This is a genomic window from Polyangium sp. 6x1, assembly GCF_029946515.1.
Taxonomy (GTDB): domain Bacteria; phylum Myxococcota_A; class Polyangia; order Polyangiales; family Polyangiaceae; genus Polyangium.
In genome coordinates, this window is record NZ_JARZHH010000002.1 from 205,285 (window position 1) to 230,966 (window position 25,682).

The 25,682-nt window shown below is 69.6% G+C and carries 23 protein-coding genes; 18 read left to right on the top strand and 5 right to left on the bottom strand.

What is annotated here, in order from left to right:
* Window positions 1–14 precede the first annotated feature (14 nt).
* The 3 genes from QHF85_RS03755 to QHF85_RS03765 all read left to right on the top strand — a co-directional run bounded on the left by QHF85_RS03755 (window position 15) and on the right by QHF85_RS03765 (window position 2,710).
* On the top strand, window positions 15–896 hold the full coding sequence (locus QHF85_RS03755; protein WP_348652715.1) for a branched-chain amino acid ABC transporter permease: 882 nt from the start codon (window positions 15–17) through the stop codon (window positions 894–896).
* Window positions 897–945: 49 nt separating this feature from the next.
* Window positions 946–1,524, top strand: a complete 579-nt coding sequence (locus tag QHF85_RS03760; protein WP_281325648.1) for a hypothetical protein — start codon at window positions 946–948, stop codon at window positions 1,522–1,524.
* Window positions 1,525–1,699: 175 nt separating this feature from the next.
* Window positions 1,700–2,710 (top strand): DUF4397 domain-containing protein, encoded by a 1,011-nt coding sequence (locus tag QHF85_RS03765; RefSeq protein ID WP_281325649.1) that lies wholly within the window; start codon window positions 1,700–1,702, stop codon window positions 2,708–2,710.
* An 84-nt stretch (window positions 2,711–2,794) separates the two neighbouring features.
* Here QHF85_RS03765 and sdhB read toward each other — a convergent pair whose 3' ends face one another.
* Genes sdhB through QHF85_RS03780 form a run of 3 tightly spaced genes read right to left on the bottom strand, consistent with a single transcriptional unit; the run spans window position 2,795 to window position 6,421 of the window.
* Complete coding sequence (gene sdhB, locus QHF85_RS03770) at window positions 2,795–3,583, bottom strand: succinate dehydrogenase iron-sulfur subunit (RefSeq protein ID WP_281325650.1); 789 nt, start codon at window positions 3,581–3,583, stop codon at window positions 2,795–2,797.
* A gap of 2 nt (window positions 3,584–3,585) precedes the next feature.
* Entirely contained in the window at window positions 3,586–5,622 is a 2,037-nt protein-coding gene (sdhA, locus tag QHF85_RS03775) for a succinate dehydrogenase flavoprotein subunit (RefSeq protein ID WP_281325651.1), read from the bottom strand.
* 13 nt (window positions 5,623–5,635) lie between these two features.
* The gene (locus tag QHF85_RS03780) at window positions 5,636–6,421 is read right to left on the bottom strand and encodes a succinate dehydrogenase (protein WP_281325652.1); all 786 of its coding nucleotides are present in this window, start codon (window positions 6,419–6,421) and stop codon (window positions 5,636–5,638) included.
* Window positions 6,422–6,423: 2 nt separating this feature from the next.
* On the opposite strand from QHF85_RS03780, the gene QHF85_RS03785 reads away from it, so the two are divergent.
* Together QHF85_RS03785 and QHF85_RS03790 are read left to right on the top strand one after the other, a co-directional pair.
* Window positions 6,424–8,265, top strand: a complete 1,842-nt coding sequence (locus QHF85_RS03785) for a hypothetical protein (protein ID WP_281325653.1) — start codon at window positions 6,424–6,426, stop codon at window positions 8,263–8,265.
* A gap of 215 nt (window positions 8,266–8,480) precedes the next feature.
* Window positions 8,481–9,980 (top strand): methyl-accepting chemotaxis protein, encoded by a 1,500-nt coding sequence (locus QHF85_RS03790; protein WP_281325654.1) that lies wholly within the window; start codon window positions 8,481–8,483, stop codon window positions 9,978–9,980.
* A 16-nt stretch (window positions 9,981–9,996) separates the two neighbouring features.
* Here the strand turns inward: QHF85_RS03790 and QHF85_RS03795 are convergent, their stop codons facing one another.
* Complete coding sequence (locus tag QHF85_RS03795; protein WP_281325655.1) at window positions 9,997–10,965, bottom strand: XylR N-terminal domain-containing protein; 969 nt, start codon at window positions 10,963–10,965, stop codon at window positions 9,997–9,999.
* 322 nt (window positions 10,966–11,287) lie between these two features.
* On the opposite strand from QHF85_RS03795, the gene QHF85_RS03800 reads away from it, so the two are divergent.
* From QHF85_RS03800 to QHF85_RS03820, 5 genes are read left to right on the top strand one after another with little or no spacing between them, the layout of a single operon-like run.
* Window positions 11,288–12,490, top strand: a complete 1,203-nt coding sequence (locus QHF85_RS03800) for a hypothetical protein (protein WP_281325656.1) — start codon at window positions 11,288–11,290, stop codon at window positions 12,488–12,490.
* 11 nt (window positions 12,491–12,501) lie between these two features.
* Window positions 12,502–12,984, top strand: a complete 483-nt coding sequence (gene tsaE / locus QHF85_RS03805; RefSeq protein WP_281325657.1) for a tRNA (adenosine(37)-N6)-threonylcarbamoyltransferase complex ATPase subunit type 1 TsaE — start codon at window positions 12,502–12,504, stop codon at window positions 12,982–12,984.
* A 35-nt stretch (window positions 12,985–13,019) separates the two neighbouring features.
* Window positions 13,020–13,811 (top strand): ABC transporter permease, encoded by a 792-nt coding sequence (locus tag QHF85_RS03810; RefSeq protein ID WP_281325658.1) that lies wholly within the window; start codon window positions 13,020–13,022, stop codon window positions 13,809–13,811.
* Between the two features lie 2 nt (window positions 13,812–13,813).
* Window positions 13,814–14,506: a class I SAM-dependent methyltransferase gene (locus tag QHF85_RS03815; protein WP_281325659.1), complete on the top strand. Its 693-nt coding sequence runs from the start codon at window positions 13,814–13,816 to the stop codon at window positions 14,504–14,506.
* A 51-nt stretch (window positions 14,507–14,557) separates the two neighbouring features.
* Window positions 14,558–15,616, top strand: a complete 1,059-nt coding sequence (locus QHF85_RS03820) for an SMP-30/gluconolactonase/LRE family protein (protein ID WP_281325660.1) — start codon at window positions 14,558–14,560, stop codon at window positions 15,614–15,616.
* Window positions 15,617–15,622: 6 nt separating this feature from the next.
* Here the strand turns inward: QHF85_RS03820 and QHF85_RS03825 are convergent, their stop codons facing one another.
* Entirely contained in the window at window positions 15,623–17,470 is a 1,848-nt protein-coding gene (locus tag QHF85_RS03825) for an OPT family oligopeptide transporter (protein ID WP_281325661.1), read from the bottom strand.
* 111 nt (window positions 17,471–17,581) lie between these two features.
* Between QHF85_RS03825 and QHF85_RS03830 the strand changes: the two genes are divergently transcribed.
* The 8 genes from QHF85_RS03830 to QHF85_RS03865 all read left to right on the top strand — a co-directional run bounded on the left by QHF85_RS03830 (window position 17,582) and on the right by QHF85_RS03865 (window position 25,652).
* Window positions 17,582–18,286: a hypothetical protein gene (locus QHF85_RS03830; RefSeq protein WP_281325662.1), complete on the top strand. Its 705-nt coding sequence runs from the start codon at window positions 17,582–17,584 to the stop codon at window positions 18,284–18,286.
* Between the two features lie 54 nt (window positions 18,287–18,340).
* Window positions 18,341–19,963, top strand: coding sequence for a vWA domain-containing protein (locus QHF85_RS03835; RefSeq protein WP_281325663.1), 1,623 nt, complete (start codon window positions 18,341–18,343; stop codon window positions 19,961–19,963).
* A 60-nt stretch (window positions 19,964–20,023) separates the two neighbouring features.
* On the top strand, window positions 20,024–21,082 hold the full coding sequence (locus QHF85_RS03840) for a hypothetical protein (RefSeq protein WP_281325664.1): 1,059 nt from the start codon (window positions 20,024–20,026) through the stop codon (window positions 21,080–21,082).
* Between the two features lie 13 nt (window positions 21,083–21,095).
* The gene (locus tag QHF85_RS03845) at window positions 21,096–22,502 is read left to right on the top strand and encodes a sigma 54-interacting transcriptional regulator (protein ID WP_281325665.1); all 1,407 of its coding nucleotides are present in this window, start codon (window positions 21,096–21,098) and stop codon (window positions 22,500–22,502) included.
* A gap of 518 nt (window positions 22,503–23,020) precedes the next feature.
* The gene (locus QHF85_RS03850) at window positions 23,021–23,740 is read left to right on the top strand and encodes a hypothetical protein (protein ID WP_281325666.1); all 720 of its coding nucleotides are present in this window, start codon (window positions 23,021–23,023) and stop codon (window positions 23,738–23,740) included.
* Between the two features lie 152 nt (window positions 23,741–23,892).
* On the top strand, window positions 23,893–24,384 hold the full coding sequence (locus QHF85_RS03855; RefSeq protein ID WP_281325667.1) for a flavin reductase family protein: 492 nt from the start codon (window positions 23,893–23,895) through the stop codon (window positions 24,382–24,384).
* 168 nt (window positions 24,385–24,552) lie between these two features.
* On the top strand, window positions 24,553–25,449 hold the full coding sequence (locus QHF85_RS03860) for a universal stress protein (RefSeq protein WP_281325668.1): 897 nt from the start codon (window positions 24,553–24,555) through the stop codon (window positions 25,447–25,449).
* Between the two features lie 80 nt (window positions 25,450–25,529).
* On the top strand, window positions 25,530–25,652 hold the full coding sequence (locus tag QHF85_RS03865) for a hypothetical protein (protein ID WP_271929603.1): 123 nt from the start codon (window positions 25,530–25,532) through the stop codon (window positions 25,650–25,652).
* The last annotated feature ends 30 nt before the right edge of the window (window positions 25,653–25,682 follow it).

Genomic DNA, 25,682 nt, shown 5'->3' on the forward strand with positions numbered 1-25,682 from the left:
GTGATTTCATGGCGATGAAGATCTTGAACGCCCTCGTCACGGGCCTCGCGCAGGGGTCGATGATCGCGCTCGTGGCCCTCGGCTACACGATGGTCTACGGCATCCTGAAGCTCATCAACTTCGCCCACAGCGAGGTCTTCATGATGGGCGCGTTCATCGGCTTCTTCGCCATCACGGCGCTCGGCGGCAAGGAAGCGCCGTTCCTCGCCGGCGTCGGCGGGACGCTCGCTGCCATGGCCTTCGCGGGCCTGCTCGGCATGCTCGTCGAGCGCATCGCCTACGCGCCGCTGCGCACGCGCGGCAAGGGCAAGGCGAACACGCGCATTACCCCGCTCGTCACGGCGCTCGGCATGAGCGTGCTCTTGCAGAACCTCGCGCAGCTCCTCTTCACCGCGCAGTACCGCGGCTACCCGCAGCTCTTGCCGATCGAGGACACGCGCAAGGTCATCTTCATCTCGGCCTTCTCCGTGATGGTCGCCCTCCAGCTCCTCGTGCACAGGACCTGGATGGGCAAGGCGATGCGCGCGCTCAGCGTGAACATCGAGGCCGCACGCCTCATGGGCATCCGCACGAGCCGCGTCATTTCGATCACGTTCATCACGGGCTCGGTCCTCGCCGCGCTCGGCGCCGTCCTCTACTGCCTCGATCAGTCGCAGGTCTACCCGACGATGGGCGTCGTCATCGGCACGCGCGCGTTCGTCGCCGCCGTCATCGGCGGCATCGGCAACATCCCGGGCGCGATGCTCGGCGGCCTGCTCATCGGCATCATCGGCGAGATGACCAAGCTGACGGCGTACTCCGGCCTGCAGGATGTCCTGGTCTTCACGGCTCTCATCGCCGTCTTGCTCGTGAAGCCCACGGGCCTGCTCGGAAAGGCCTCGATCGAGAAGGTTTGATGGGGTCGAGCCCTGACCGACGGGCCGCTTGCGTACTATCCTTGGTCCGATGATGCGGCGCTTGATCCTCGCCTCCGCCTTCGTCCTCGGCGCCTGCGCGCCGGGCGCCCCGGCCAACTGGGCCCGCGGCGGCGCGATGCTCGACGTGCCCCGCGCCCGCTGGGTCGTCGGCATCGCGGTCGTCGACGTCTTCCCCGACGGCCGCGTGACGATCAACGACACGCAGGAGATGACCGTCGACCGCGGCGGGCGCGTCTACGATCCGAACAACGACCCCGTCGCGCTCCTCGAGGCCGGCGGCAAGCTCGTCGGCCCCGGCGACAAACTCCTCGGCAACGTCGGCATCCTCCACGCCTCGCAGGGCGACGACACGCACGCCTGGCTCAGCGTCCTGCAGACAGGTGAGGTCGTCCGCTACGACGACGATGGCGGACGCAGCTCGCTCGGCGTCTGGATCGGCTGCAACCAGAACGCTCTGCAGCACCAGACGTGCACGCTCGTCAGCCACTTGCTCACGCCGCGCCTCACCTCGATGTCGCGCAACAACAACGCCGTCATGCCGAATGGCATGGGCTACGGCCCCGGTGGCTACCTGCCCGGCATGGGCTTCGGTTTGCCCTACCGTTGAACGGAACGCCGTAATTTCCCGCCTGGAACGTCACGATCGGCGCGATGGGCCGAACGCCTGGGCCATCGAATCCGGCGCACGGGTGTAGTCCGACACACGGTGGACTGACGCATCCTTCGGGGACGAACCTGCGGCGCAGGCCCGGGAGGCGTGTGTCAAACGGGGGGGTTTGTCGATGAACGTTCGAAACATGCTCCTCGCCTCGACGCTGGTGACGGCCTTCGTCGTGGCCGCGCAGGCGTGCGGCGGGAAAGAAGAGGGCGGCGGCGGGACGGGCGGGACCGCGGGCGCGGGCGGAGGAACGGGCGCGACGGGCGGTACGGGAGGTACGGGTGGGACCGGCGGGGCCGGCACGGGCGGCGCCGGCGGCATGGGCGGCATGGGAGGCGCTGGCGGCGCGGGCGGCGGCGACGCGGGCGTGAAGGTGATGTCGAGCGTGCGCTTCTCGCACCTCTCGCCGGACATGCAGGCGGCGGACGTGTGCCTCTTGCCGGTGGCGGGCGGCGCGAACGAGGGGGCGATCGGGCCGATCTTCAAGCAGCGGTTGAACCACGCCGAAGGCATGCGGTACGGCGAGGTCTCGAAGTACGTCGACGTGCCCGAGGGCGAGTACACGCCGCGCCTCGTCGCGCCCGGCGCGCAGAGCTGCGACACGGCGCTGCCGGGCACGCAGGGCGCCGTCGTCCCGACCGTCGAGGCGCGCGGGGGCGAGCTCTCCACGGTCGTGGTCGCGGGGCAGCTCGCGGCGCCGACGGGCGAGCAGAAGCTCACGGTGCTGCGGTTCTTGGACGACACCGAGCCGGCCGCGGGGCTCTCGCGGGTGCGCTTCATCCACGTCTCGCCGGACACGGCCGACGTCGACATCGGCACGCTCGACACGCAAGGCACGTTCACGCCGCTCTTCACGGGCGTCAGCTATGGCTCGACGGGCCTTTCGAAGGCGGGCAACTACGTGACGGGGGCGCCGCTCGACAACGCGACGATCGCGGCGCGGCTCGCGGGCGAGCAGACGAACCTCATCACGATCCCGGGCGTGACCGTCGTGGCGGATCGCGTCGTCACGCTCTTCTTGACCGGCGACCGTGCGGGCCAGCCGCAGCCGCTCCGGCTCCTGGTTTGTCTGGACGTATCCCCGAGCGCCCAGGGCGAGCCCGGCATGACGAGCTGCGCGCTCGTCACGCCCTGACGACGCCTGCGCCCAGCGTTTGAAGCCCGCGGCTTCTGCCCCCTCTCCCGCGAGGGAGAGGGGGTTGGGGGTGAGGGCGTCGCTCTACTTGAGCAGCCAGCCGAAGAGCAGCCGCTTCGTCGCATCCCGCGACACCTGCGCGATCGAATCGACGAGCGGAATCTCCTTCGGACAAACCTCGACGCAGTTCTGCGACTTGCCGCAGTCCTGCACGCCGCCCTCGCCCATGACCGTCTCCAGCCGCGCGTTTTTGTGCAGCGCGCCCGACGGATGCATGTTGAAGAGCCGCACGAGGTTCAGCGCGAACGGCCCGACGAACTGCGTCGAATCGTTGTACTGCGGGCACGCCTCGACGCAGCACCCGCACGTCATGCAGCGCGACAGCGGGTAGCGCTCCTGCTGCGCCTCGGGGCTCTCGCGCGGACCGGGGCCGAGCTCGTGCGTCCCGTCGATGTCGATCCACGCCTTGACCTTCTTCATGTCCTGGAACATGCGCTCGCGGTCGACGATGAGGTCACGCACGAGCGGGAACTTCGTCATCGGCTCGACCTGGATCACCTCGCCGTTCGGCGCGATCTGATCCACGAGCGCCGAGCACGCCTGACGCACGCGCCCGTTGATCACCATCGTGCAGGCGCCGCAGACCTCTTCGAGGCACGACGACTCCCACACGACCGGCGCGACGTCTTTCCCGTCGACCGTGCGCGGCTCCTTCTGCACCTGCTGGAGCGCGCTGATGATGTTCATCTGCGGCAGGTAGGGGACCTTGAACTCCTCCCACCGCCTCGTCTCCGGGAGATCGGGGCTGTCCTGGCGCTTGACGCGCAGATGCACGAGACGCCCGGTGCCCTTCGTCGTGTCGCTGTTCGCCATGGTCAGACGCTCTTCTGCTGCTCGGAGGCAGCCGGTTGCTGGATCTTCCCGGTCGCGGCGGCGCTCGCGGCGCCCGCCTGCTCGTACTTGCGCTCGCGCGGGGCGACGAGGCTCGCGTCGACGGCGTCGGTCACGTGGACCGACTGCCCGGCGCACGTGTAGTCGAACTCCCGCACGTACTTCACGGCGCCCTTCTGCTCGTGCTTCGCGAGCGTCGTGCGCATCCAGTCCGCGTCGTTGCGCTTCGGGAACGCGGGCTTGTAGTGCGCGCCGCGCGACTCGTCGCGGTTCTTCGCGCCCTGCGCGATCACGCGGGCGAGCACCAGCATGTTCTCGAGGTGCCGCACGAACTGCGCGCCCTGGTTCGCGCGCTGCGAGCCGTCCGGGCAGGCGACCTTCTTCACGCGCTCGTCGAGCTCGGAGATCTTCGTGAGCACCCCTTCGAGCGTCGCGTTGTCGCGCTCGATCGTCACGTCGCGCAGCATCATGTCGCCGAGCTCCTGGTGGAGCTTGTACGGGTTCTCCGCGCCGCTCGCGCCCTGGTTCTGCTTGAGGATGCGCTCGTAGTCTTCCTGGCAGCGCTTCTCGGCCTTCTCGAACGTCGACTTCGGCAGGTCGAACGCGCTCTTCGCGATGCTCTTCTGGTAGCTCGCGACCGAGGGGCCCGCGACCATGCCGGCGTAGATGCACGAGAGCAGCGAGTTCGCGCCGAGCCGGTTCGCGCCGTGGTACTGGTACTCGGCCTCGCCCACCGCGTAGAGCCCGGGGATGTTCGTCGCGTGGTTGCGCGGCGAGCCCGTCTTCAGCGATCCACGCGCGTCCTTCTCGAAGTCGACCCACAGGCCGCCCATCGAGTAGTGCACGGCGGGGAAGACCTTCATCGGGTTGTGGTAGGGGTCTGTCCCGGCGAACTTCTCGTAGATCTCGAGGATGCCCGCGAGCTTCGAGCGGAGGAACTTCTCGTCCTTGTGCGTGAGGTCGAGGTAGACCTCGTTCTCGTTGCGACCCGTCTTCGGGTTGAAGACGCCGCGCTTCTCGTGGAAGCACGTCTTGAAGATGGCGCGCGAAGCGATGTCGCGGGGCACGAGGTTGCCGTAGCCCGGGTACATGCGCTCGAGGATGTAGTCGCGCTCCTTCTCGGGGATCTCCTTCGGGTTGCGCTGATCCTTCGCGTCCTTCGGCACCCACACGCGGCCGCCTTCGCCGCGCGCGCTCTCCGAGATGAGGCGGAGTTTGTCCGCGCCCGGGATCGCCGTCGGGTGCACCTGGATGAACTCGCCGTTCGCGTAGACCGCGCCCTGCTGGTAGACCGACGAGGCCGCGGTCCCGGTGCAGATGACGCTCATCGTCGAGCGGCCGAAGATGATGCCGCAGCCTCCCGTGGCGAGCACGACGGCGTCGCCCTGGAAGTACTTGATCTGCATCGTCTTGAGGTCCTGCGCGACGCAGCCGACGCACGTGCCGTTGTCGTCGAGCACCGTCTGCAAGAAGTCCCAGAACTCGAACTTGCGGACCATCTTCTCGCCCGGGATCGACACGCCGTGCTCGTCGACGACGTCGGCGATCTCGTAGCGGCGCACCTGCTCGTCGAGGGCGTAGAGGAGCTGCTGCCCCGTCGTCGCGCCCGCGAACGCCGTGCGGTGGAAGAGCGTGCCGCCGAAGCGGCGGAAGTCGAGCAGGCCCTCGGGCGTGCGGTTGAACGGCACGCCCATGCGGTCGAGCATGAACACGATGCCCGGCGCCGCCTCGGCCATGCCCTTGACGGGCGGCTGGTTCGCCAGGAAGTCGCCGCCGTAGGCCGTCTCTTCGAGGTGGATCTGGGGGCTGTCGCCCTCGCCCTTGGTGTTCACGGAGGCGTTGATGCCGCCTTGCGCGCACACCGAGTGCGAGCGCTTCACCGGGACGAGCGAGATCAGGTCCACCGGGACCTTCGCCTCGCAGAGCTTGATCACCGTCATGAGGCCCGCGAGGCCTCCGCCGACGACGATCACCCTTCGAACCTTGCCCCCCTCGCTCCGGATCGTGCTTTTCGCAGCCATGGTGCTTGCTACCTCAATCGATGACCGGCCCGACGGAGGCGGGCTTCTGCGTTTGCTGGAGGATGTCGACGCACGTGCGCGCGTCCGAGCCACCCTTCTTGCCGAAGATCATGTCCTGCACGCTCGACCCGGTGGCGAAGTAGATCGCCGTGTTCGCGCCGAGCAGGAAGATCGCGACGCCGAGCACTCCGAAGACCGCCGCTGCCATCTGCTGCGAGCGGCGCGACACCGTCACGCCCCACGAGAAGCAGAAGCCCCAGAGCCCGTTCGCGAAGTGGAAGACGCTCGCCGCGATGCCGAGCACGTAGAGCAGCCCGACGACCGGGATGCCCTTCACCGTCGCCGACATGTTCTGGCAGAGCGCGGGGTAGAACTGCTCGGGCGCGAGCTTGCCCGTGAGCTTCTTGCCCCAGTACTCGTAGAGGTGGAACGCGATGAACGCGAAGGCCAGGAGGCCCGTGACGCGCTGGAGCGTGAAGGCCCAATTGCGCGTGGTCTTGTACTTCGAGACGTTGTACTTCGCGTCGAGCGCGAGCTTGACCCCGTAGCCCGCGTGGAAGAGCAGGGGCAGCAGGATCAGCCCCCACTCCGCGATCGCGAGGTACGGCGTGTGCGTGATTTCCGCGACCGCCTTGTCGAACGGCTCCTGTCCCTGGAGCGCCTTGGCGTTCGTCCACAGGTGAAACACCATGAACGCGCCGACGGGCGCGACGCCCGTCAGCGAGTGCAGCTTGCGCAGGAGAAACGCGCGGCGGTTCTGCGCGAAGAGAGATTGATCGGCGAGCGCTGCTTCGGACACGAATGCTCCTCGTCGTCTTGCGGGCGACCGGCGATGTATGGGACTCTAGCCAGGACGTCAAGGTGGCGCGATCTTTAGGTAACTCGCTCGGCCGCTGGCTCGGCGCGCTCGCAGGGCTGGGGTTGGCCGCCGCGGGCGCGGGCGCGTGTGGTGGATCGCGGAACGACGCCGTCACGCCGACGGTCCCGCTCTCGTCGTCGGTCGAGGCGCAGACGGAGCTGCGGAGCATCGAGGCCTCGTTCGCCCAGTCGAGCCGCGCCGAACGCCTGGCCCTGGAAAACCGGCTGCTCGCGTTCCAGGAGCGCTACCCGAAGGACGCGCTCGGCCCCGTGGCCGACGTCATGCTCGCGTGGATCGCCCTCGAGCGCGGCGACCTCAGCCGCGCCACGGAGCTCTCGTCCCGCGCCGAGACGCAGACGAAGGCCGTCGGGACGACCGCGGAGCTCGCCCGCATGATCCAGGGCGCCGCGCTGCGTCGTTCCGGCAAGGCCGAGGCGGCGCTCGGAAAGCTCCTGCCGCTGATCGGCAAGCTCATCGATCCGCACGCCCGGACGTTCTTGAACGAAGAGGTGACCGCGAGCGCGATCGGCGCAAAGCACCACGGTCAGGCCATCGAGCTGATGCTCGTGTGGCTGCACGAGGCGTCGCTCGAGGAGCGCGTCGAGGTGCGCTCGAAGCTCGCGGAGCTGCTCGCGAGCATCCCGCCCGCGTCGCTCGCGCCGATCCTCGAAGCGCGGCGCAAGAAGCACCCGGAGCCGCAGAACGAGGAGCTCGAGGTGCAGAAGACGCTCGTCGAGAGGCTCTCGGACGCGGCGATCTCGGCGCACGATCAGCAGCTCGCGCGGCGGCTGCTCGGCGCGGCGATGCCCCTGCTCGGGACGGGCGCCGACGAGATCGCCGAGCTCGCGGCGGGCGCGGGCGGCGCGCGCGTCGAGGCGCCGACGCTCGGCTTGGTCTTGCCCACGCGGAGCCTCGAAGCGCGGCGGCGGGGCACGCAGGTCGTCAGCGGCGTGATGTTCGGCCTCGGCCTGCCGGGCTCGAAGGCGCGGCTCGTGACGCGCGACGACCTCGGGCGCGACACGGGCATCGAGGACGCGCTCGAAGGCCTCGGCGCGGACGGCGCGGCGATCATCATCGCGGGCATCGATCGGGAGGAGGCGACGATCGCGGCGAAGTTCGCGGCGCGCGAGTCGATCCCGGTGGTGCTCTTGCATCCGCCCGCGCCGGACGTGGCCGACTCGCCGTTCGTGTTCGTGGTCGGCGAAGAGCCGGAGCGCGTGCGCAAGGCGCTCGTCGGGGCGTTGCCTTCGAAGGGACAGGTCGTGTGGGTCGGCGACAAGGGCAGCGTCGACATGGCGCGGGAGGAGGCGTTCGAGTGCACGCGCCTCCCGCCGTCGTGGCGCGGCATCGGGGGCGTGGCGGTCTACGGGAGCTGCGTGTCCGACGTGCTGCTCGCGGTCTCCGGGTCGAGCGTGAAGACCGCGGTGGGGCTCGACGTCGGCGGGGTGAGCTTGCCGAAGGGCACGTTCGCGGCGACGGCGGGGGCGTACCCGATCGATCCGCGTGCGCCGGGGCGGGAGTCGCTCGCGGCGTGGATGCAGGTGCACCCGGACGCGCCGAGCTTGTGGGCGGGGCTCGGGCGGGACGCGGCGGTGCTCGCGTGGGTCGGCGTGGAGGGTTTGCCCACGCAGGGGACGCGGGACCCGAAGGAAGTGAAGCGCCGGCGGGAGCAGGCGGCGACTGCGCTCGCGGCGGCGGAGCGGGACTTGTGGACGACCGAGGCAAAAGGGTTTGGCGGGGCACGCAGGCTCGCCCGGTCGATCGGCGTGCGCGAGGTGCGGTGAGGGGGTGGAGGGCGCCTGGGTTTCGCGGCGCTCTTGCATTACCGCTCACGACCCCGCCTCCGTCGATGCAATGACGCTCACGCTTTCGTGATGCACGTCAGTGCGTTGACGTCTTCCCTCTCGAGCGGCCCTTTCGTAACGTTCCGTTGTGTTTGCGCAGCGGCGGCGAGGGGGTCTCCTCGCGGGCCTTCGCGCAGGGGCGTGGGAAGAAGCGAATGAAGCGATCGTGGACCGTCGGTCAGCAGCTCATCCTCGGATTCATCATTCCAATCGTCGTGCTGTGCGTGCTCGGGTTCTCGTCGTTCCGCCTGAACCAGCAGATGCGGCAAGCGAGCGCGTGGGCCGCGCACGTGCAAGAGGAGATCGACGCGCTCCACATCCTCCTCGTCGATCTGCAGGACATGGAGAGCGGGCAGCGGGGCTACGTCATCAGCGGGACCGATGAGTTTTTCCAGACCTACGCGGACGCGCTCGGTCGCTACAAGTCGCACCTCGTGCGTGTGCGCGAGCTCGTGGGCATCTCGAATCCCGAGCAGGCGCGGCGGCTCGCAGAGCTCGAGCGGACCGTCGACGAGCGTGTGACATTTTGCGAGCAAAATATTCAGATCCGTAAGACCGAGGGGCTCGCGCCCGCGCTCGCGCACATCGGGACCGCCAAGGGCAAGCGCCTCACCGAGGCGATCCGCGCCATCATGGACGACATCACCGCCGCCGAGACCGCGACCCTCGAAGCGCGTACGCACGAGGCCCATCGCGCCTCGACGGCGCTCGATCGAATGCTGGTGGCGGGTACGAGCTTCGCGGTCCTCGTCGTGGCGTTCGTGGCATACGTCATCATTCGCCGGCTCGACCGGCAGATCGGCGATTCCGTGCAGCGCATGCAGAGCGCCGCGGCGGAGCTCGAAGCGGCGGCGACGCAGCAGGTGCGGGGGGCGAAGGAGCAGGCGTCCTCGGCGACGGAGGTATCGACCACGGTGCGGGAGCTCGCCGTGACGGCGCGGCAAGTCTCGGAGAGCGCGCAACGCGTCACGCGGATGGCGAGCGACACCGCGCAATCGGCCCGCGGGGGCGATCAGGTGCTCGTGACGGCGCAGGAGTCGATGGGGGCCGTGCACCGGCAGGTGCAAGCCATCGTGGGCCACATGCTCGACCTCGGCCGCAAATCGCAAGAAATCGGGGGGATCCTCGATATCATCAACGAGCTCAGCGAGCAGACGAACATCCTGGCCATCAATGCGACGATCGAGGCCGTGGGCGCCGGCGAATCGGGTCGAAGGTTCGGCGTGGTGGCGAGCGAGATTCGCAAGCTCGCCGATCGCGTGGGCATGTCGACGAAGGAGATCCGCCGGCTGATCGACGACATTCGAGGCGCGGCGAACACCACGGTGATGGCGACGGAGGACGGCGCGAAGGCGGTCGAATCCTCGACGCGCCGCTTCGACGACGTGGCCGAGAATCTGCGCCGCATCATCGATTACGTGAACGGCACGGCCGAGGCCGCGCGGGAGATCGAGCTGTCGACGAAGCAACAAACGACGGCGATGGAGCAGGTGAGCAGCGCGGTGATGGAGGTGGCGCAGACGGCGCGCGAGACGGAGGTGAGCTCGGCGCAGACGCTGCAAACGGCGTCGGAGGTGGTGGCCATTTCGGAGGGGCTGCGGCAGCTCATCGAGCGGCGAGGGGAGGGGGCAGGGGGGCTCGTGGCGGTGGGGTGATCGAAGGCAGGCACCGTCAGCGCGCCGCGGTCAGCGGCAGACAATGGCGGAGCGCCTGCCGGACCGTGGCGAAGGTGCGCAGCCCCCCGAGGTTGATCTGGGAGGCCGACAGCGTCCGCGCCACCTCGCCGCGCATCCCGGAGAGATGGCATTGCGCTCCGAGGAGCTCCACGGCCGACACGATACGCAAAAGCCCGTCCGCCGTCGCGGCGTCCACCGTTTCGACGCCCGTCACGTCGAGGATGACGCTCCGCGCCGACGAGCGAATGACCTCTTCGAGCAGCGTCGCCGTGATCGTCGCCGTTCGCCGCGCGTCGAGCGTGCCGATGATCGGCATTGCCAGGACGCCGTCCCAGACGCGCAGGAGCGGCGTGGACAGGCGATCGAGGGAGCGTTCGAGCTCCTTGTGAATGGTGCCGTCCGTCGACGCGAGCGCGCGCCGGTAGGGATCGGCCCGCGCGTCCCATTCCTCGGCCGGCTTGATCTCCCAGCGGCACGACGTCGCGCCTGCTGCGACGCATTGCGCTTCGACGCACAACATCGGCCGCCCCATGAACGCCGACGCGTACCCCGAGGCATATCCCGCCAGCGTGAAGCATGTCGGCACGCTGCTCTCGCCGATATGCTCCCGATGGGTCTCCGCCTCGTAGGAGCTCTCCCACGTGCCGTACATGTGGAAGATGCCTTCGGCGCGGTCGTAGCGGATATGCTCCGGCTTCGCGAGGACGACCCCCTCCCACGAATGCAGGATCGGCCCCGCGGCAAGACAATCGTCGTCCGTGTCCCACTCGAACATGGTGGTGAGCGCATGATAATCGCCTTGACCACACCGATGGCCGAACTGCGCGAGCACGCTGTGCGTCATCTCGACGCCGAGCCGCTCGAAGAGCAATGCGCGTAGCACACCGAACGCGGCCTGCCGGAAGATCAGCATGCGATCCGGGCCGAGGCGAATCTTGCCCTCGTGGGAGGAGAACTCCAGCATCGCTCGGAGGTCAATCGCGCCAGCTTTCATGAGGGGCGAGAAAGTGACGTCGTTCCTTCGCTTGTCAACAACATTCTCCTTTCGTCGGTCTGGCGTGAAAAGGAACCTATGCCGGATCATTGCAATCCATGAACTTCGAGATCGGATTGACGCGCTCGGGCATTCGACGCCGGCGCGACGCGCCCCCGACGCGCCTGGCTCCACGACCGCGGGGCCCGCGACCCCGCGCGCCCGCCTCGCCCCACCCGTACGCCCCCTCCGCCTCGCTCCCCGCGCAACCTTCTCGCCCCTTCGCCCCAATCGCGGTACATCCATCCCTGGCATGCGTCTCCGCGCCCCCGCCTTTTCGCTCGTCCCCTTGCTCCTCCTTTCGGCGGCGCCTGCGCTCGCCGATCGCGTCGTCGTCCTTCCTTCGCAGGGCAGCGCGTCTCCGGCCGCGCGCCTCGGGCTCGATCAGGAGGTCATGCGGGGGGCCGCATCGCTGAGCCATTCCATCGCGTCCGAGGTCGAGACCCAGGCCTCGCTCGCTCGGATCGCCGACGGCACCGCCGATACCCCGGAGGAGTACGCCACCATCGCGAATGTCCTCCGGGCGAACTGGGTCCTCGCGGCCCGCGTCGAGCCTTCGGCCACCACCACCCGCATCGAGATCGCTGCCTACCTCGCCACCCTCGGCCGCGTCGAGTCCGTCGCCCGCGACGTCGACCCGCAAAAACAAGCCGCCCAGGTCCAGGAGATGCTCGCCGTCCTCATGCGCCCCGAGGGCGTCGGCGTCGGCGCCCTCCCCTGGGAGCAACCCCTGCCGCCGCCTCCTCCGCCGCCCCCCGTCCCGCCGCCGCCCCCGCCGGCGCCGCCTTCGCAGCTCCCCCCGTTCGGGACTCCGCAAACCCCCTGGAACATGGGGCAGTTCATGCCGCCGCCGCCTCCGCCGCCGCCCCAGCCGGTGGCCAAGAACGAGGTCATGATGTCGTACCTCGGCGGCTCCCGACAAACCGTTTGGCCTTCCTACACCGCGGGCAAACCCGTCTTCCTCAGCGCGCTCATCGGCTTCTCCGTGGCCGCCTCCTCCTCGAGCCGCGCCACGGGCAGCGCCGGGGCCTTCGTCGGTGCGCTGCGCGGCGGCTACGCGCTCGGCGAATCGGGGTTCGAGCTCTTCGCCGGCCTCGGGGGCAACCTCGCTGGACCCTCCGCCATGTGGATCGACCTCGGCGGCCGATGGCTCTTTTCTCCCGCCGTCAAGACCGCGCCCGACGGCCGCAAGGAGGGTTTTTCCTTTCACGTCGGCCCCGAGCTCTTCCTCGGCCCCTTCATCCGCCTCGGCGGCACCGCCACCGCGCCGAACGGCGTCACCTACGAGGGCCGCAGCTCGGGGCATTTCTCCATCGGCGCCGCCCTCGACGTCGTCCTCGGCATCTCGCCTTCGCTCCGCCTCGACGCCCAGCTCGGCAACCTCCGCTTCGTCCCCACCGACGACGGCACCCTCGTCCTCATGGGCGCGACGCTCGGCGTGACGTACCGGTTCTGAAGCGAGGCGCCTTGGCCACGATCGTCCCGCTCCCCACGCGTCGCGCCACGATCCGCCTCGCGTGCGCCGTCGCCGCCGCGCTCCTCCCGGGCGACCTCCTGATCCTCTCGGGCGACCTCGGCGCGGGCAAAACCTTCTTCACGCGCGCCCTCTGCCGCGCCCTCGGCGTCCCCTCGGCCGAGCCCATCACGAGCCCCACGTTCACGCTCATCCACGAGCATGCGGGCCGCCTCCCGATCGCCCACGCGGACCTTTACCGCATCGGCGACGAGGAAGAGCTCGCGCAGCTCGGCTTGCGGGATCGGCGCGGCGAGGGCGCGGTCCTCGTCGTCGAGTGGGGCGCGCCGTATGCGGCGGCGCTCGGCGGGGATGCGCTCTCGGTCACGTTCGAGGTCGCGGCGGACGGGACGCGACGGGCGCGCCTCGAGGCGGAGGGGGTCCGATCGGCGGCGCTGCTCGCGTCGGCTTCACGGGGGCTCGGCACGACGTCCTGACGGGCGCCGGACGGCCGTGATAAAGAGGTCCTCGCGTGGACGACTCCGAACCGAAGCTCTTGCAGCGGATCCTCGATCCCGTGCTCGGCTTCTTCGAGAACATCGGGACCACGGTGAGCCTCACCCTCCAGACCGTGGCCTGGCTCTTCCGCCCCCCGTTTCGCATCAGCCAGATGCTCGCGGCGATGGATTTCATCGGCGTCCAGTCGACCTTCCTCGTCGGTTTGACGGGCCTCTTCAGCGGCATGGTCGTCGCGCTCCAGTCGGTCTACGCGCTCAAGCAGTTCAGCGCCGAGGCGAACGTCGGCGGCATCGTGGCCGTCTCGCTCATGCGCGAGGTCTCGCCCGTCTTCTCGGCGCTCATGATCACGGCGCGTGCGGGCAGCGGCATGGCGGCCGAGCTCGGCAACATGCGCGTCACCGAGCAGATCGACGCGATCACCACGATGGGCGTGAGCCCGGTCCAGTACCTCCTCTCGCCGCGGCTGCTCGCGGGCGTCACGATGGGCCCGCTCATGTGCATGCTCTATTCGACGATCGGCATGGTCGGCTGCTACCTCGTGGCCGTCGCCTTGCTGGGCGGCGACTGGGGTTTTTTCTTGCGCAGCATTCACGACTTCGCCCGCCCGCGCGACCTCTTCATGGGCCTCGTGAAGGGCGCGGTCTTCGGCTTTTTGATCTGCTCGATCGCCTGCCGGCACGGCTATTTCGCGTCGGGCGGCGCGCGCGGCGTCGGGATGGCGACCACGCGCGCGGTCGTCGAGAGTTGCGTGGCGATCCTCGTGGCCAATTACATTCTCACGCAGGTCATGCTGGGAGACATCTAGGGATGGCGCGTCCGCACGAGCACGGGCCCGAAAGCCTCGACGTCGAGGCGCTGAACGACAGGCTTGCCCGCGAGCACCCGATCGACGCCTACTACGAGCGCTCGATCCTGCCGATCCGGCTCATCGAGAAGGGCCGCCTCTCCATCATTCGCCGCTTCGTCGGCCCTTCGGACGGCCTCGACCTCGCCGAGATCGGCTCGGGCGGCGGCCACGTCCTGCGCATGTTCCCGCGCGCCCGCATCACGGCGATCGACGTCTCCGACGTCTTCCTCGACACGGCCCGGAAAAACCTCGCCGGATACGACGCGCGTTTCTTGAAGGGCGAGGTCGACAAGATGGATCTCCCGCCCGGCTCCTTCGACCGGATCATCTGCACCGAGGTCCTCGAGCATTGCGTCGACCCGCGGGCGATCCTCGGTGCGATCGCGCGGCTCTTGCGGCCCGAGGGCGCAGCCGTCATCACGATCCCGAACGACCCGCTCATCCTGGGGCTGAAGGGATTCGTCCGGCGCACGCCGGTCGGCTGGGCCTTGCGTGATCGTATCGACTGGGGCGGTGACCGATATCACCTGCATACGTGGACGCCCGGCGAATTCGGCCGCTTGCTCGAAGGGTTTTTCCGGGTCACCCACCGCGCCGCGTCGCCGTCGGATCTGCTCCCGATCCGGGCGTGCTTTCGTTGCGTGCTGCGGTAGCGGAAAGATTCTCCCCTTTTCGCCAGGCGAAGGCGCCGCTAGCATGCCCCCATGCTGAAACGCGCGCTTTCTTTGGGCCTGATCACCACCACCTTCCTCCTCGCCGCCTGCAGTGACGGCGGCTCCAACACGAGCGGCTCCGGCGCCGGCGGCAGCGGCGCTGCGGGCGGCGCCGGCGGCGCGGGCGGCATGGGTAGCACCGGCGGCGCCGGCGGCACCGGCGGTATGGGCGGCGGCGATGGGGGCATGGGCGGCGCCGGCGGCGCAGGCGGCGGCGTGGCGGAGGTCGATCCGCTCGTCGGCGTCGGGACCGTCGAAGAGGTCCAGGGCAACTTCATGTTCACGGAGGGACCGCAATGGAACCCCGCCACGAAGACCCTCCTCTTCACCGACATCCCCGCGAATCGCATCCACGAGTACACGCCGGGCGGCGCGATCACGGTCTTCCGCGAGCCGAGCGCCAACACGAATGGCCTCGCCATCGATCAGAATGGTCTCCTCGTCTCCTGCGAGCACAGCGGACGCCGCGTCTCGCGGGAGCTCGCGAATGGCACGCTCGCTTCCATCGCCGATGCGTACCAGGGCAAGAAGCTGAACAGTCCGAACGACGTCATCGTGCATTCGAATGGCACCGTCTATTTCACGGATCCGCCCTACGGCCTCGCCGATCCGGGCCTCAGCGAGCTCGGCTTTTATGGCGTCTTCCGCGTCACGCCCGCCGGCGAGGTCACGCTCGTCGCCGACGACATGGAGCGGCCGAACGGCATTGCGCTCTCGCCGGACGAGAAGACCCTTTACGTCGCCGATACCGCCACCGGCGAGCTTCGCGCCTGGCCCGTGAACGCCGACGGCTCGCTCGGGGCCGCGAACAAGCTCGTCACGACGAGCCAGGGCCCCGACGGAATGGCCGTCGACGAGAAGGGCAACCTCTTCATCGCCACGTCGGCCGGCGTCGAGGTGTACAGCCCCGCGGGCAAGCTCTACGGCGCCATCGCCGTCCCCCAGCAGCCCGCGAATTGCGCGTTCGGCGGCGAGGACAAGAAGACGCTCTTCATCACGGCGCGGACCGGCCTGTATCGCGTCACGCTCGTCGGCGCCGGCCTCTACTGATTCGCGTCACGTTCGCGTCGCCGCCCAGAGCGCCACCGCCACGCCCATCACGCTCTCGCCGGCGACGAACCCCGAGGCCGTCGCCATCGTGTAAAGCTCGTCCTTTTTGGGATATTTCCACGCCAGGATCGCCGCGACCGCGGCGCCGACGAAGAACGTGAAGCTCGTCGACGCCGGCAGGATGAACGCGAGCCCGATTCCCAGGGGCGACGGCACCCAGGGGGCGAGCCATTTCGGCCCGAGCTCGCGCGCGATCGTGCAGACCACGGCGCCGGCCGCCGCGATCGCCATCAGCAGGTACGCGTGCGGCGGCAGGCCGGAAAAGCCACGCGTCAATAGCTCCGCCGCGCTCCTGGTCATTTGCACGCCCGGGGCGGGGAATTTCGTGCCGAGGAGCTCGAGCGGGAACGCCTTGGCGAAGACCACCGCCGTGACAAACCCGCCCATCACGATCCCAAAGAGCTGCGCGAGGAGCTGTTTTTGCGGCGAGGCGCCGAGGAGCCGGCCCGTCTTCAGGTCCTGCATCATGTCGCCGCAGCTATTGGCCCCCGCGGTCGTGAGCCCCGCCGCCGTCAGGCTGACCTGCGCATTGCCGCCCGGGAGCGCGGCGAAGAGGAGCTGCGTCACCATGGCCATCGGGCCGATCGGATTCACGTCCGACTCGCCCATCGTCCGTGTCCCCACGAGCGCGAGCGCGCCGGCGAGCACGATGGCCGCGAGCGTCGTCCCCGGGTGCATCCCGAGCACGAACCATTGCGTCCCGAGCGCCAGGAGCACCGCCGCGACGAGGCCCCAGACGAACCAGCGCCGCGGCACCTCCACGTCCTCGCGCAAAGCCTCGCCCGGCGCATGCGCGTTCATCGCGCCGACCGACCGCACGGACGCCACGATCGAGCCCCCCTTCAGGGCAAACGACACGAGGCCAGCCACCACGAGCATCACCACGCCCGGCCAGACGGTGAAACCCACCGCGTCGCCATAGAGCGACGGCGCACCCGGCGTAGGCGTCACGACGCCGCGCCCGAGGGCCCAGGGGACGAGGCCTGCCCAGCAGAGCGCCGCGCCCACGGCCATCCACGCCGTCGTCTGCAGCCCGATCAGCGCGCCCGAGCCGAGCGTCATGAGCGACACGTCGAGCCCGAGCGTGAGCCGCGCCAAACTCATTCCGCCGACGCTCGCGAAGGCGAACGGCACCGCATCCGGGACGAGCCCGAGGCCCCCGCGCGCGAGGGTGAGCACGGCGGCGATCCCGGTCGCCGAGAGCAATGCGACGGCTTTCTGGGCCCCGCTCTCGCCCTCGCGGTGCAGCGCGAGCGTCGTCTGGGCTGCGGCGATTCCCGATGGAAATTTCAGGTTTTCGCGGTTGATCATTTGCCGCTTGAGCGGGACCGCGAACAGCACGCCGAGCAAGGCGGCGGAGACGAGCCACGCGGTGATCTCGAGGAGCGAGAGCCGCCGCTTCGTCAAGATCATGAGCGTCGGCATGGTCGTCACCATGCCTGAGCCGGCCAGCGCGGCCGCGGCCGAGGCGGCCGTCTGCATGGTGTTGTTCTCGAGCACCGAGAACGCGGGTCCGGACACGACGCCTCGCCAGAGCCGGAACACGATCCACGCCGAGACGGCCGCCGTGATCGAGGCGCCGTACGTGATGCCGATCGTGAACCCCGTGTAGAGGTTCGCGGCCGACAGGACCGAGCCGATCACGCACCCGAACACCACGGAGCGCAGCGTGAATTGTGGCTCGAGGGGCCGGTAGACCTGCGTGTACCAGGTGTCGTCCGAGACCCGCCCGTCCGCGTCCGCAGGCTCTTCGCCGTGCGGTTCGTTCGTGACGTCTGCGGGCAGGCTCGACATGGGAGACATCGTCCCAGCAGGAGAGGGTCGAGGTCAAGGCGAGCAGGGATCCGTCCGATGTTCAACCGTTTCCGTGGTGACTTCCCCCGCTGACATCCTAAACTCTCGAACATGCTTGGAAATCGAACGGCTTCTTTTGCTTCCGTTTTTCTGGTCCTCGCCCTCGCCGCGTGCGGGGGGCAAACCTCGGGCGGAGCGGGTGGGAACGGTGGCTCCGGCGGCTCCGGGGGCAGTGGTGGCTCCGGCGGCAGCGGCGGCTCCGGCGGTAGCGGCGGCAGCGGCGGCTCCGGCGGTGCCGGTGGCTCCGGGGGCGGCGGCGGCAATGCGGTCTGCGCCGGCAGCGCCGCCTCGACGCTCCCCGGCGTCTCCATCGAGTTCACCACGACCGATTGCACGTATACCCTCGCCGAGGCGGCCGCCGGTATCACCATCCAGTACAACATCCAGGTGGCGGCCGACCTCCCGAGCGTTTATCCCACCCCGCAGGACAACGGCTGCGGCGAGCCTGGCCCGAGTGGCCTCATTCCCTTCGAGGAGCTCTCCGGCAACAACAACAAATATTGCCTCTGCGACGTGGGCATCTGCCCGGCCCCGGGCGGTACGCCGAACGCTGTCCCCGCGGGCACCTACCCGAGCACGTTCACGTGGGACGGGGTCAACTGGACGGGGCCCTCCGATTTCAACAACCCCAAAGGCGACCCGTTCCCGCCCGGCGATTACACGCTGAAGGTGAGCGCCGTCGGCGAGTACGACGAGGCCGGCATGAAAAAACCCTTCGCGGTCGAAGGGACGTTCCTCCTGCACCTCGTGCCCTGAGCGAAAGATCGCGGCGGCCGGGAACTTCCGGCCGCGCCCGCGCTCGGAGCCGGCATGTTCACCCGCCGGCTCGCCCCCGCCCTCCTCCTCGCCCTCGCGGCTTGCGCCACATCCTCTCCAGGTCCGGACGTCGCCTCGCCCGCGGCGCCCGCGCCAAAACCCCTCGCCAAGACAACGCCCCCGCCCCTCGACGAGCCCCTCACACCTCCCGTTACGCAAACCGACGCGCCTCCGCCCGTCGCCGTCGCGCCCGTCCCTGACGAGCCGCTCGCGCCGCCCGTCGATACGCGTCACGCGTCCCCGCTCGAAGCGAAGGGATCGATGTGGGGGGCAGGGGGCGACAAGAAAGGGACCGGCGGCCTCGGTTTGTCCGGGGTGGGTGAAGGCGGCGGCGGGCGCGGGGAAGGCATTGGCCTCGGCACGATCGGCACGATGGGGCGCGGAGCCGGCACGGGCTCGGGCGCGGGGTTCGGATCGGGTCATGGAAGGCTCGGCGGCTCGCACGGCGTGACGGCGGGTGTACGCGTCGGATCGAGTGGCCTCGGCGCCTCCGCGCAATCCCAGGGCGGCGTGCGCACGGGTGAATGGGACGACAACGCGAACTATCGTGAATTCGCCCGCTGGCTCGGCAAGGAGCGCGCACCGGGCACAGCGACGCTCGACCTCTCCGCGCGCCGTTTCCTCGTCGTGCGGGACAGCGCGGGCAAACCCGTCCCGAGCTGCCCCATCGAGGTGCGCGACGCCGCGGGCACGACGCTCGCGCTCCGCACGACCGCGAATGGCCGCGCCCTCTTGTTTCCGCGCGCCGAGGGCCTGAAAGGCCCGGACCTCGTGGCCACGGCGCGCTGCCAGGGTGAATCCGTCGCGAAGACGACCACGATGTCGCCCGGCGACGGCGTCGTCGACCTCGTCCTCTCGGGCGCGCGCGAATTGCCCGCGGCGCAGACCATCGATGTCGCCTTCGTCCTCGACACGACCGGCTCGATGTCGGAGGAAATCAATGCGCTGCGCGACACGCTGGAGAAGGTGGCCGGCGCGCTCGCCACGATGAACGTCCGCCCGCGCGTGGGCCTCGTCGAATACCGCGACCGCAGCGACGAATACGTGACCCGCATGCACCAGATGACCACGGACGTCGCCGGCCTCCAGGGCCGGATCGCCGCCATCACCGCGGGCGGCGGCGGCGATACGCCGGAGCACGTGAACGAGGCGCTCCGTGTCGCCGTGCGAAACCTGCGCTTCCGGCCCGAGTCGCTCGCGCGCCTGGTCTTTCTGATCGGCGACGCGCCGCCGCACCTCGATTACGCGCAGGACGAGGGGTATGCCGGCGCGATGAAGGAGGCGAGCCACGCGGGCGTGCAGGTGTATTCGATCGCGGCCTCGGGCATGGATTCCCTCGGGCAAGTGGTCTTCCGGCAGATCGCGCAATACACCGGCGGCACGCACATGTTCGTCCTGCGCGGCGGCGCGGGGCCGGAATCGGTGGGCGGCGGCGATCCGCGATCGAGCTGCGGCGGCACGCACACGGATTACACGAGCGGGAACCTGGACGCGCTCATCCTGGGGAAGGTGCGGGGGGCGATCGCGGCGCGGGACGGCGATCCGATGCGGATCGCGGGGCTCCATCAGGACGAAAAGGAGCGGCCCTGTGATCAGCGAATCGTGATGGCGCAGTGAGGCCGCGGCTCGCGCTCCGGCTTGACACACCGAGCCGGAGGCGAGACAACGCGGGCCACGATGCCCGCACGAATCCTCCCGATATCGACGCTCTTCTTGATCGCAGCCTGCGGCGGCGCGCCCGCCGTCGTCGCGCCGCCCGCGTCCGAGCCGACCGGCGGCGCGGCTGGCCCGTCCTCGGCGTGGGTGAACGATTCGCCCTTCTCGGGACAAGCCCCGCCGCAGGGCGCCGTGGACTACGTGTCGCTCGCGGAGGGGTCGTTCGTCGTGGCGCAGTCGTACGGGTCCGAGGCCGAGCCGTTTGCCCTGCTCACGGGGAAGAAGGGCGCGCTTTCGAAGAGCAAGGCGCCGTGGACGTGCGCGGGCGGGCCCGCGGAGATCGACGCGAGCGGGACGTCGTTGTGGGTGCATTGCATGGGCCCCGAGGAGCCGGCGCGCGTCCATTTCTGGCACAGCGCCGACCTTGGCAAGACCTGGACCCGCGTGGGCGCCCTCGACGGGGCCGTCGCGCTCGGCTCGTACGCGATGGCCGGCGACAAACTGTTCGTCACCGGGAGGTTCGAGGGCCAAACGGCGCGCCTGCACGTCGTATCGCGCGGGAGCGACGGAAAGTTCTCTCGAAGCAGCGCCAAGGGAAACCTCGACTGGCCCGCCGACGTGCAGCCGATCCTCGCGGCGGCTTCCGACGGCAGCCAGATCGCGCTTCTCGGCTTCGACGAATCCAGCGAGCTCCGGATCGCGGCGTCGATGGATGGTGGGGCCACCGTTCGTCCGATCTGGAAAGGGGCCTCGAAATCGACCTCGCCGCCGTCCAGCGCTTCGATCGAAAAGGGCGTCCTCACGTTCCTGGCCCAGCGAGACAGCGGGCCGAGCGGCGTCGGAAAGATTGGGCTCGCCGACGGGAAGCTCGGGGCGGCGTCGAGTTTCCCCTCCGAGGCGGAAGATGCTTGCGTGTATGGATCGCACGTCGTGGTGAAGTTCAAGAAGGGCGATTGGGGGATCTCGAGCGATGCTGGCGCGTCGTTCGCGAGCCTTGGTGCGCCTCGGGCCGAGGAGATGGCTGCGCTGGAGTGCTCGCCCGGCGGGGCGCGGTATGGGTCGCAGGTGCTCGCGTGGTGATCGCGGGCCGCGCATGAGCGACCTGGCCACCACCGACAACGAGCTCGGCGCCGCCACGCCTCCGGCGACCCTCGGCGTCCTCGTCTTCGTCCTCCGTTACGAGGACCTCTGCGCGGCGGACTCCATGGCTTTGCCTCCGCTCACGCACGACGGCGCCGGTTTCGAGATCGGGCGAGCCTCCGAGGTCCGCCCGCCCGCAATGCAGGGAAAAACCTTTCTCCTGCCCGACCGCTTCGTATCACGCGTGCACGCCCGCGTGGTTCGTCGTGACGGCAAGGCCTTCCTGGAGGACGCCGGGAGCAAGCTCGGCACGTTCGTCCGCGGCGAGCGCATTCAAGGGCCCGTCGCCCTCGCCGACGGCGACGTCGTGGAAATGGGACAGTCGCTCTTCGTGTATCGGCTGGTCGACGAGCCAACGGCCGTTCGCATGATCACCCGTCCCGCGGGGTTTGCGTTTGGCCCGACGCGCACCCTTTGCCCCGAGCTCATGAGCCTCGCGATCGACCTCGAGCACCTTGCGCGCTCCGATCAGCCGATTCTCTTGCTCGCGGAGACCGGCGCCGGCAAGGAGATTGCCGCGCGGTACGTGCACGACAAGAGCGGTCGCGCGGGGCCCTTCGTCGCGGTCGATTGCGGCGCCATCCCCGAGCACCTCGTCGAGGGAGAGCTCTTCGGTCATCGCCGCGGCGCGTTCAGCGGCGCGCACGAGGAGCGCAAGGGGCGCATTCGCAGCGCGGAGGGGGGCACGGTGTTCCTCGACGAGATCGGCAATCTGCCCGGGAGCGCGCAGGCGAGCCTGCTCCGCGCCATTCAAGAGAACGAGGTGACACCCGTGGGCGCCGATCGGGGGCAACACGTGGACGTGCGGTGGATCGCCGCGACGAACGTGGATGTCTTCTCCGAGAAGAGCGGCTTTCGCGCGGACCTCCGGGAGCGGCTCGCCGGCTACGTGGCCATGCTCCCGCCGCTTCGAAAGCGCCGCGAGGATCTCGGTCTTCTGGTCGCGCACCTGCTCGGGCGGCGGGGCGTCGAACGGGCGTCGATCACGAGGCCGGCGGCGAGGGCGCTCTTCTTCGGCGACCTGCCAGGCAACGTGCGCGAGATCGAGCGCACCCTCGGGAGCGCGTCCCTGCTCATGGGCGACGGGCCGATCGATCTGCGGCACCTGAGCGCGCTTCGGGCGCGCGTGGCAAGCGAGAAGGACGAGCCGGAATCGGAGCCACCGGGCGCCGAGGTGATGGACGAGGAGCGGCGCTACACGAAACGTCCGCCGCGGGAGATGGTCGAGGCGGCGCTCTTCCGGGCGAAAGGCTCCCAGGTGGAGGCGGCGCGCATTCTTGGGGTGACCGACCGGCAACTCGCGCGGTGGATGGATGCCTTCGGGATCCCCCGGGCGCGGAAGGGCCTCTCCGGCGGGTGAGACGATGTCCCGCGAGGGCGGGATGGTTCTCCGGAAGGACACCGTGCCTCGCGGCGAGGACACAGCCGCTCGCGCCAACGGCACAGAGGTTCGCGCGAAGGACACAGCCGCTCGCGCCAACGGCACAGAGGCTCGCGCGAAGGACACAGCCGCTCGCGCCAGCGGCACGGAGGCTCGCGCGAAGGACACAGCCGCTCGCGCCAGCGGCACGGAGGCTCGCGCGAAGGCCACAGCCGCTCGCGCCGAGGGCACTGTCGCTCGCGCCGAGGGCACGACGGCTCGCGGCAAGGGCACGGTGGTTCCCCGCTCTGCCGCTTCGAATGTCTGGACAATTCTGGACATCCTCTGGACAAGTTCTCAGGCGCCTCCGCTTCCTGCTCGACCCCCAAGCCGCGTTAGGCGCTCTTTTGCCGTGATCTGCCGTGTTCGGAGCCGCTGCTGAGGGTTGGCATTCCTCATGCACTCACGCGGGGCCGACCCGACGCCGCATCACTCATCGCGTCGAGGGAGGAATCCTCATGAATACGGCTCTGATCGTGAAGGACACGCTGCCCCGGAAGAACTTCTCCGCCATCAGCCAGCTCGGCCTCAAGGCCTTGAACCTCGCGCTCGCGCACGTCGCCGCGCTCGGTCCGCGGCTCCCGCCGGGAATGGTCGAAGACCTTCTTGCCGACGTGGAGAAGCTCGGGGACGTCGTCCCCAGCGCGAAGCAGGCGCGGAGCGAGTCGGTCGCCGCGACGAGCGCGCAAAACGTCGCGCTCGCAGAGGGGCACACGCGTGTGCGGCAAGTCCGCGCCGCCGTCCGCCGCGCCAAGGCGCCCGCCGATGTGAAGCGCGCGTTTGGGATCGGCCGGAGGACGAGGACGCATGTCGTGTCCGACGTGAAAGCCGCGATTCAGCAGATCCTCGATCGCGCCAAGGAAAAGCCGGCCGAGGCCGAGTCGCTCGGCATCATGAAGAAAGACCTCGACGGCCTCACGCTGGCGCTCGCCGCGATCACGGACGCCGATACGAAGCAGGAGCAAAAACGCGCGAGCGCTCCGCTCACGACGCAGGAGCGGAATCGAATCGGCAATCGGATCCTCGCCGCCGTGGCGCGGATCGAGGGCGCCGGACGGCTCGAGTTCGCGAACGACGACGTGAAACGCGCGAGCTTCGAGGCGCTCGGCGCAGGGCCGAGGATCCGGCGAAACATGGTCTCCGGGAGCAGCGCGGCGGAGGCCGCGGCGTCGGGGTGAGCGCGCCGTAAACTTCGTTTCCAGCGCCGCTCGCAGAACGGCCGCGATCGACCGCGCGAGCCCGCGGGCAGATCCCCCACTTCCCCGACAAGCCCGGAACCACGCCCGAACCGTCTCGCCTCCCGGCGAGAACCACCCTACAGTGCAGCGCGATGGCCATCGACGCTGCCGAGCTTCGTAGGGTCCTCGGGCAGTTCGCGACCGGCGTCACGGTCGTCACCACCCGCCACGAGGGCGTGCCCCAGGGCATGACCGCGAACTCCTTCACCTCCGTCTCCCTCGACCCGCCGCTCGTCCTCTTCTGCGCCGACAAACGCGCCCGCTCCGGCATGCTCGTCGCCGCGGCCGGCTGCTTCGCCATCAACGTCCTCGCCGAGGAGCAACGCCACCTCTCCGATCTCTTCGCCGGTAAGGGGACCGACGAGCAGCGCAGAGCCCTGCTCGACGAGATCGGGCAAGAGGCCGTCACCGGCGCGCCCCTCCTGCCCGGCACCCTCGGCTGGCTCGATTGCAGGCTCGACCGCGCGATCGACGCCGGCGACCACGTCGTCTTCTTCGGCGAGGTCGTGGCCGCCGGCGCCAGCGGCCCGGCTGCGCCCTTGCTCTACTTCCGCGGCGGTTACCGGCGCCTCGACCCGGTCTGAGCCGCGCGCCGCCCGCGGTTGCACCCGTTTGTCTGCGGTGAAACGTCGCGCGCGCAGGCGGCAGAGCCCGGCGCGTCGTCACCGGCGTCCTCGCCGACCTGGAAAGGTGCCCGTTGAACAGCGCCGCCTGACCCTCTAAGGTACCCGCGAATCTCGCAAGGAGAGCGCATGGCCCTGGGTGACGTGGTCTTGGTGGCGACCGACCTGAGCGATTCCGCCGATGAGGCGATCAAGCTCGGTCACGAGTACGCGCAGCGGGCGGGCGGCAAGCTCGTCGTCTGTCACGTCGTGCACGAGGTGCTGCGTTCTGCGCCCCTCTTCCCGCAGGCGATCCAGGCCGACATGGAGGCCGTGATCCACGCCGAGAGCCTCGCCGCGGCCGCGGTCGAGGATCGCGTCAAGGAGGTCACCGGCCGCGTCGGCACCGGCTTCGAGGTCCGCATCGAGAGCGGCGGCGCCGACGCTTCGATCCTCCGCGTCGCCGAGGACGTCGGCGCCACGCTCGTCGTCACCGGCAGCCGCGGCCTCACGGGCATCGCGCGCCTCCTGCTCGGCAACGTCGCCGAGCGGATCGTGCGGTACGCGCACTGCCCCGTCCTCGTCGCGCGCCCGCACACCCGGACGAAGAAGATCCTCGCCCCGACCGACCTCTCCGAGCTCTCGCAGCCCGGCGTCGCGCTCGCCGGTCAGGTCGCCGCGCAGCAGGGCGCCACGCTCACGTTGCTGCACGCGCTCGACATCCTGCCGGCGCCTGCGTTCGGCTTCACCGTGCCCTTCGGCGGCGTGCCCGTCATTCCTCCGCCCGAGCTCATCGATCAGATGCGCGGCGCGGCGGACGGCGTGCTCGTGGGCATGAGCGAGCGGCTCGGGCTCAAGGCCGATCGTCGCGTGGTCGAGGGAGATGCCGCCACGGCGGTGCTCCGGACCGCCGAGGAGCTCGACGCCGAGCTCGTGGTGGTCGCGACCCATGGCCGCACGGGGCTCGCGCGCGTGGCGCTCGGCAGCGTGGCCGAGAAGATCGTGCGGGGAGCGCACTGCTCCGTCCTCGTTGCGCGCTCGCACTGACGTCCACGGTTGACGCCGCGCCGCGCCGGTGTCACGGAAGCAGCCGCGCCGGCGCCCGCCGGCCGCGTTTGGGAGGCATCATGGCGACCGATTCATCGAACGAGAAGGCCCCGACCGAGGACTGGAGCGTGCCCATGCTCCTCGGGCTCGCGGTCGTGGTCCTCGGCGGCTTCTTCGTGTTCATCAACGCGATCTCGCCCTGAAAGAGCGGCACTCCCGCTCTTCCAGGGGGG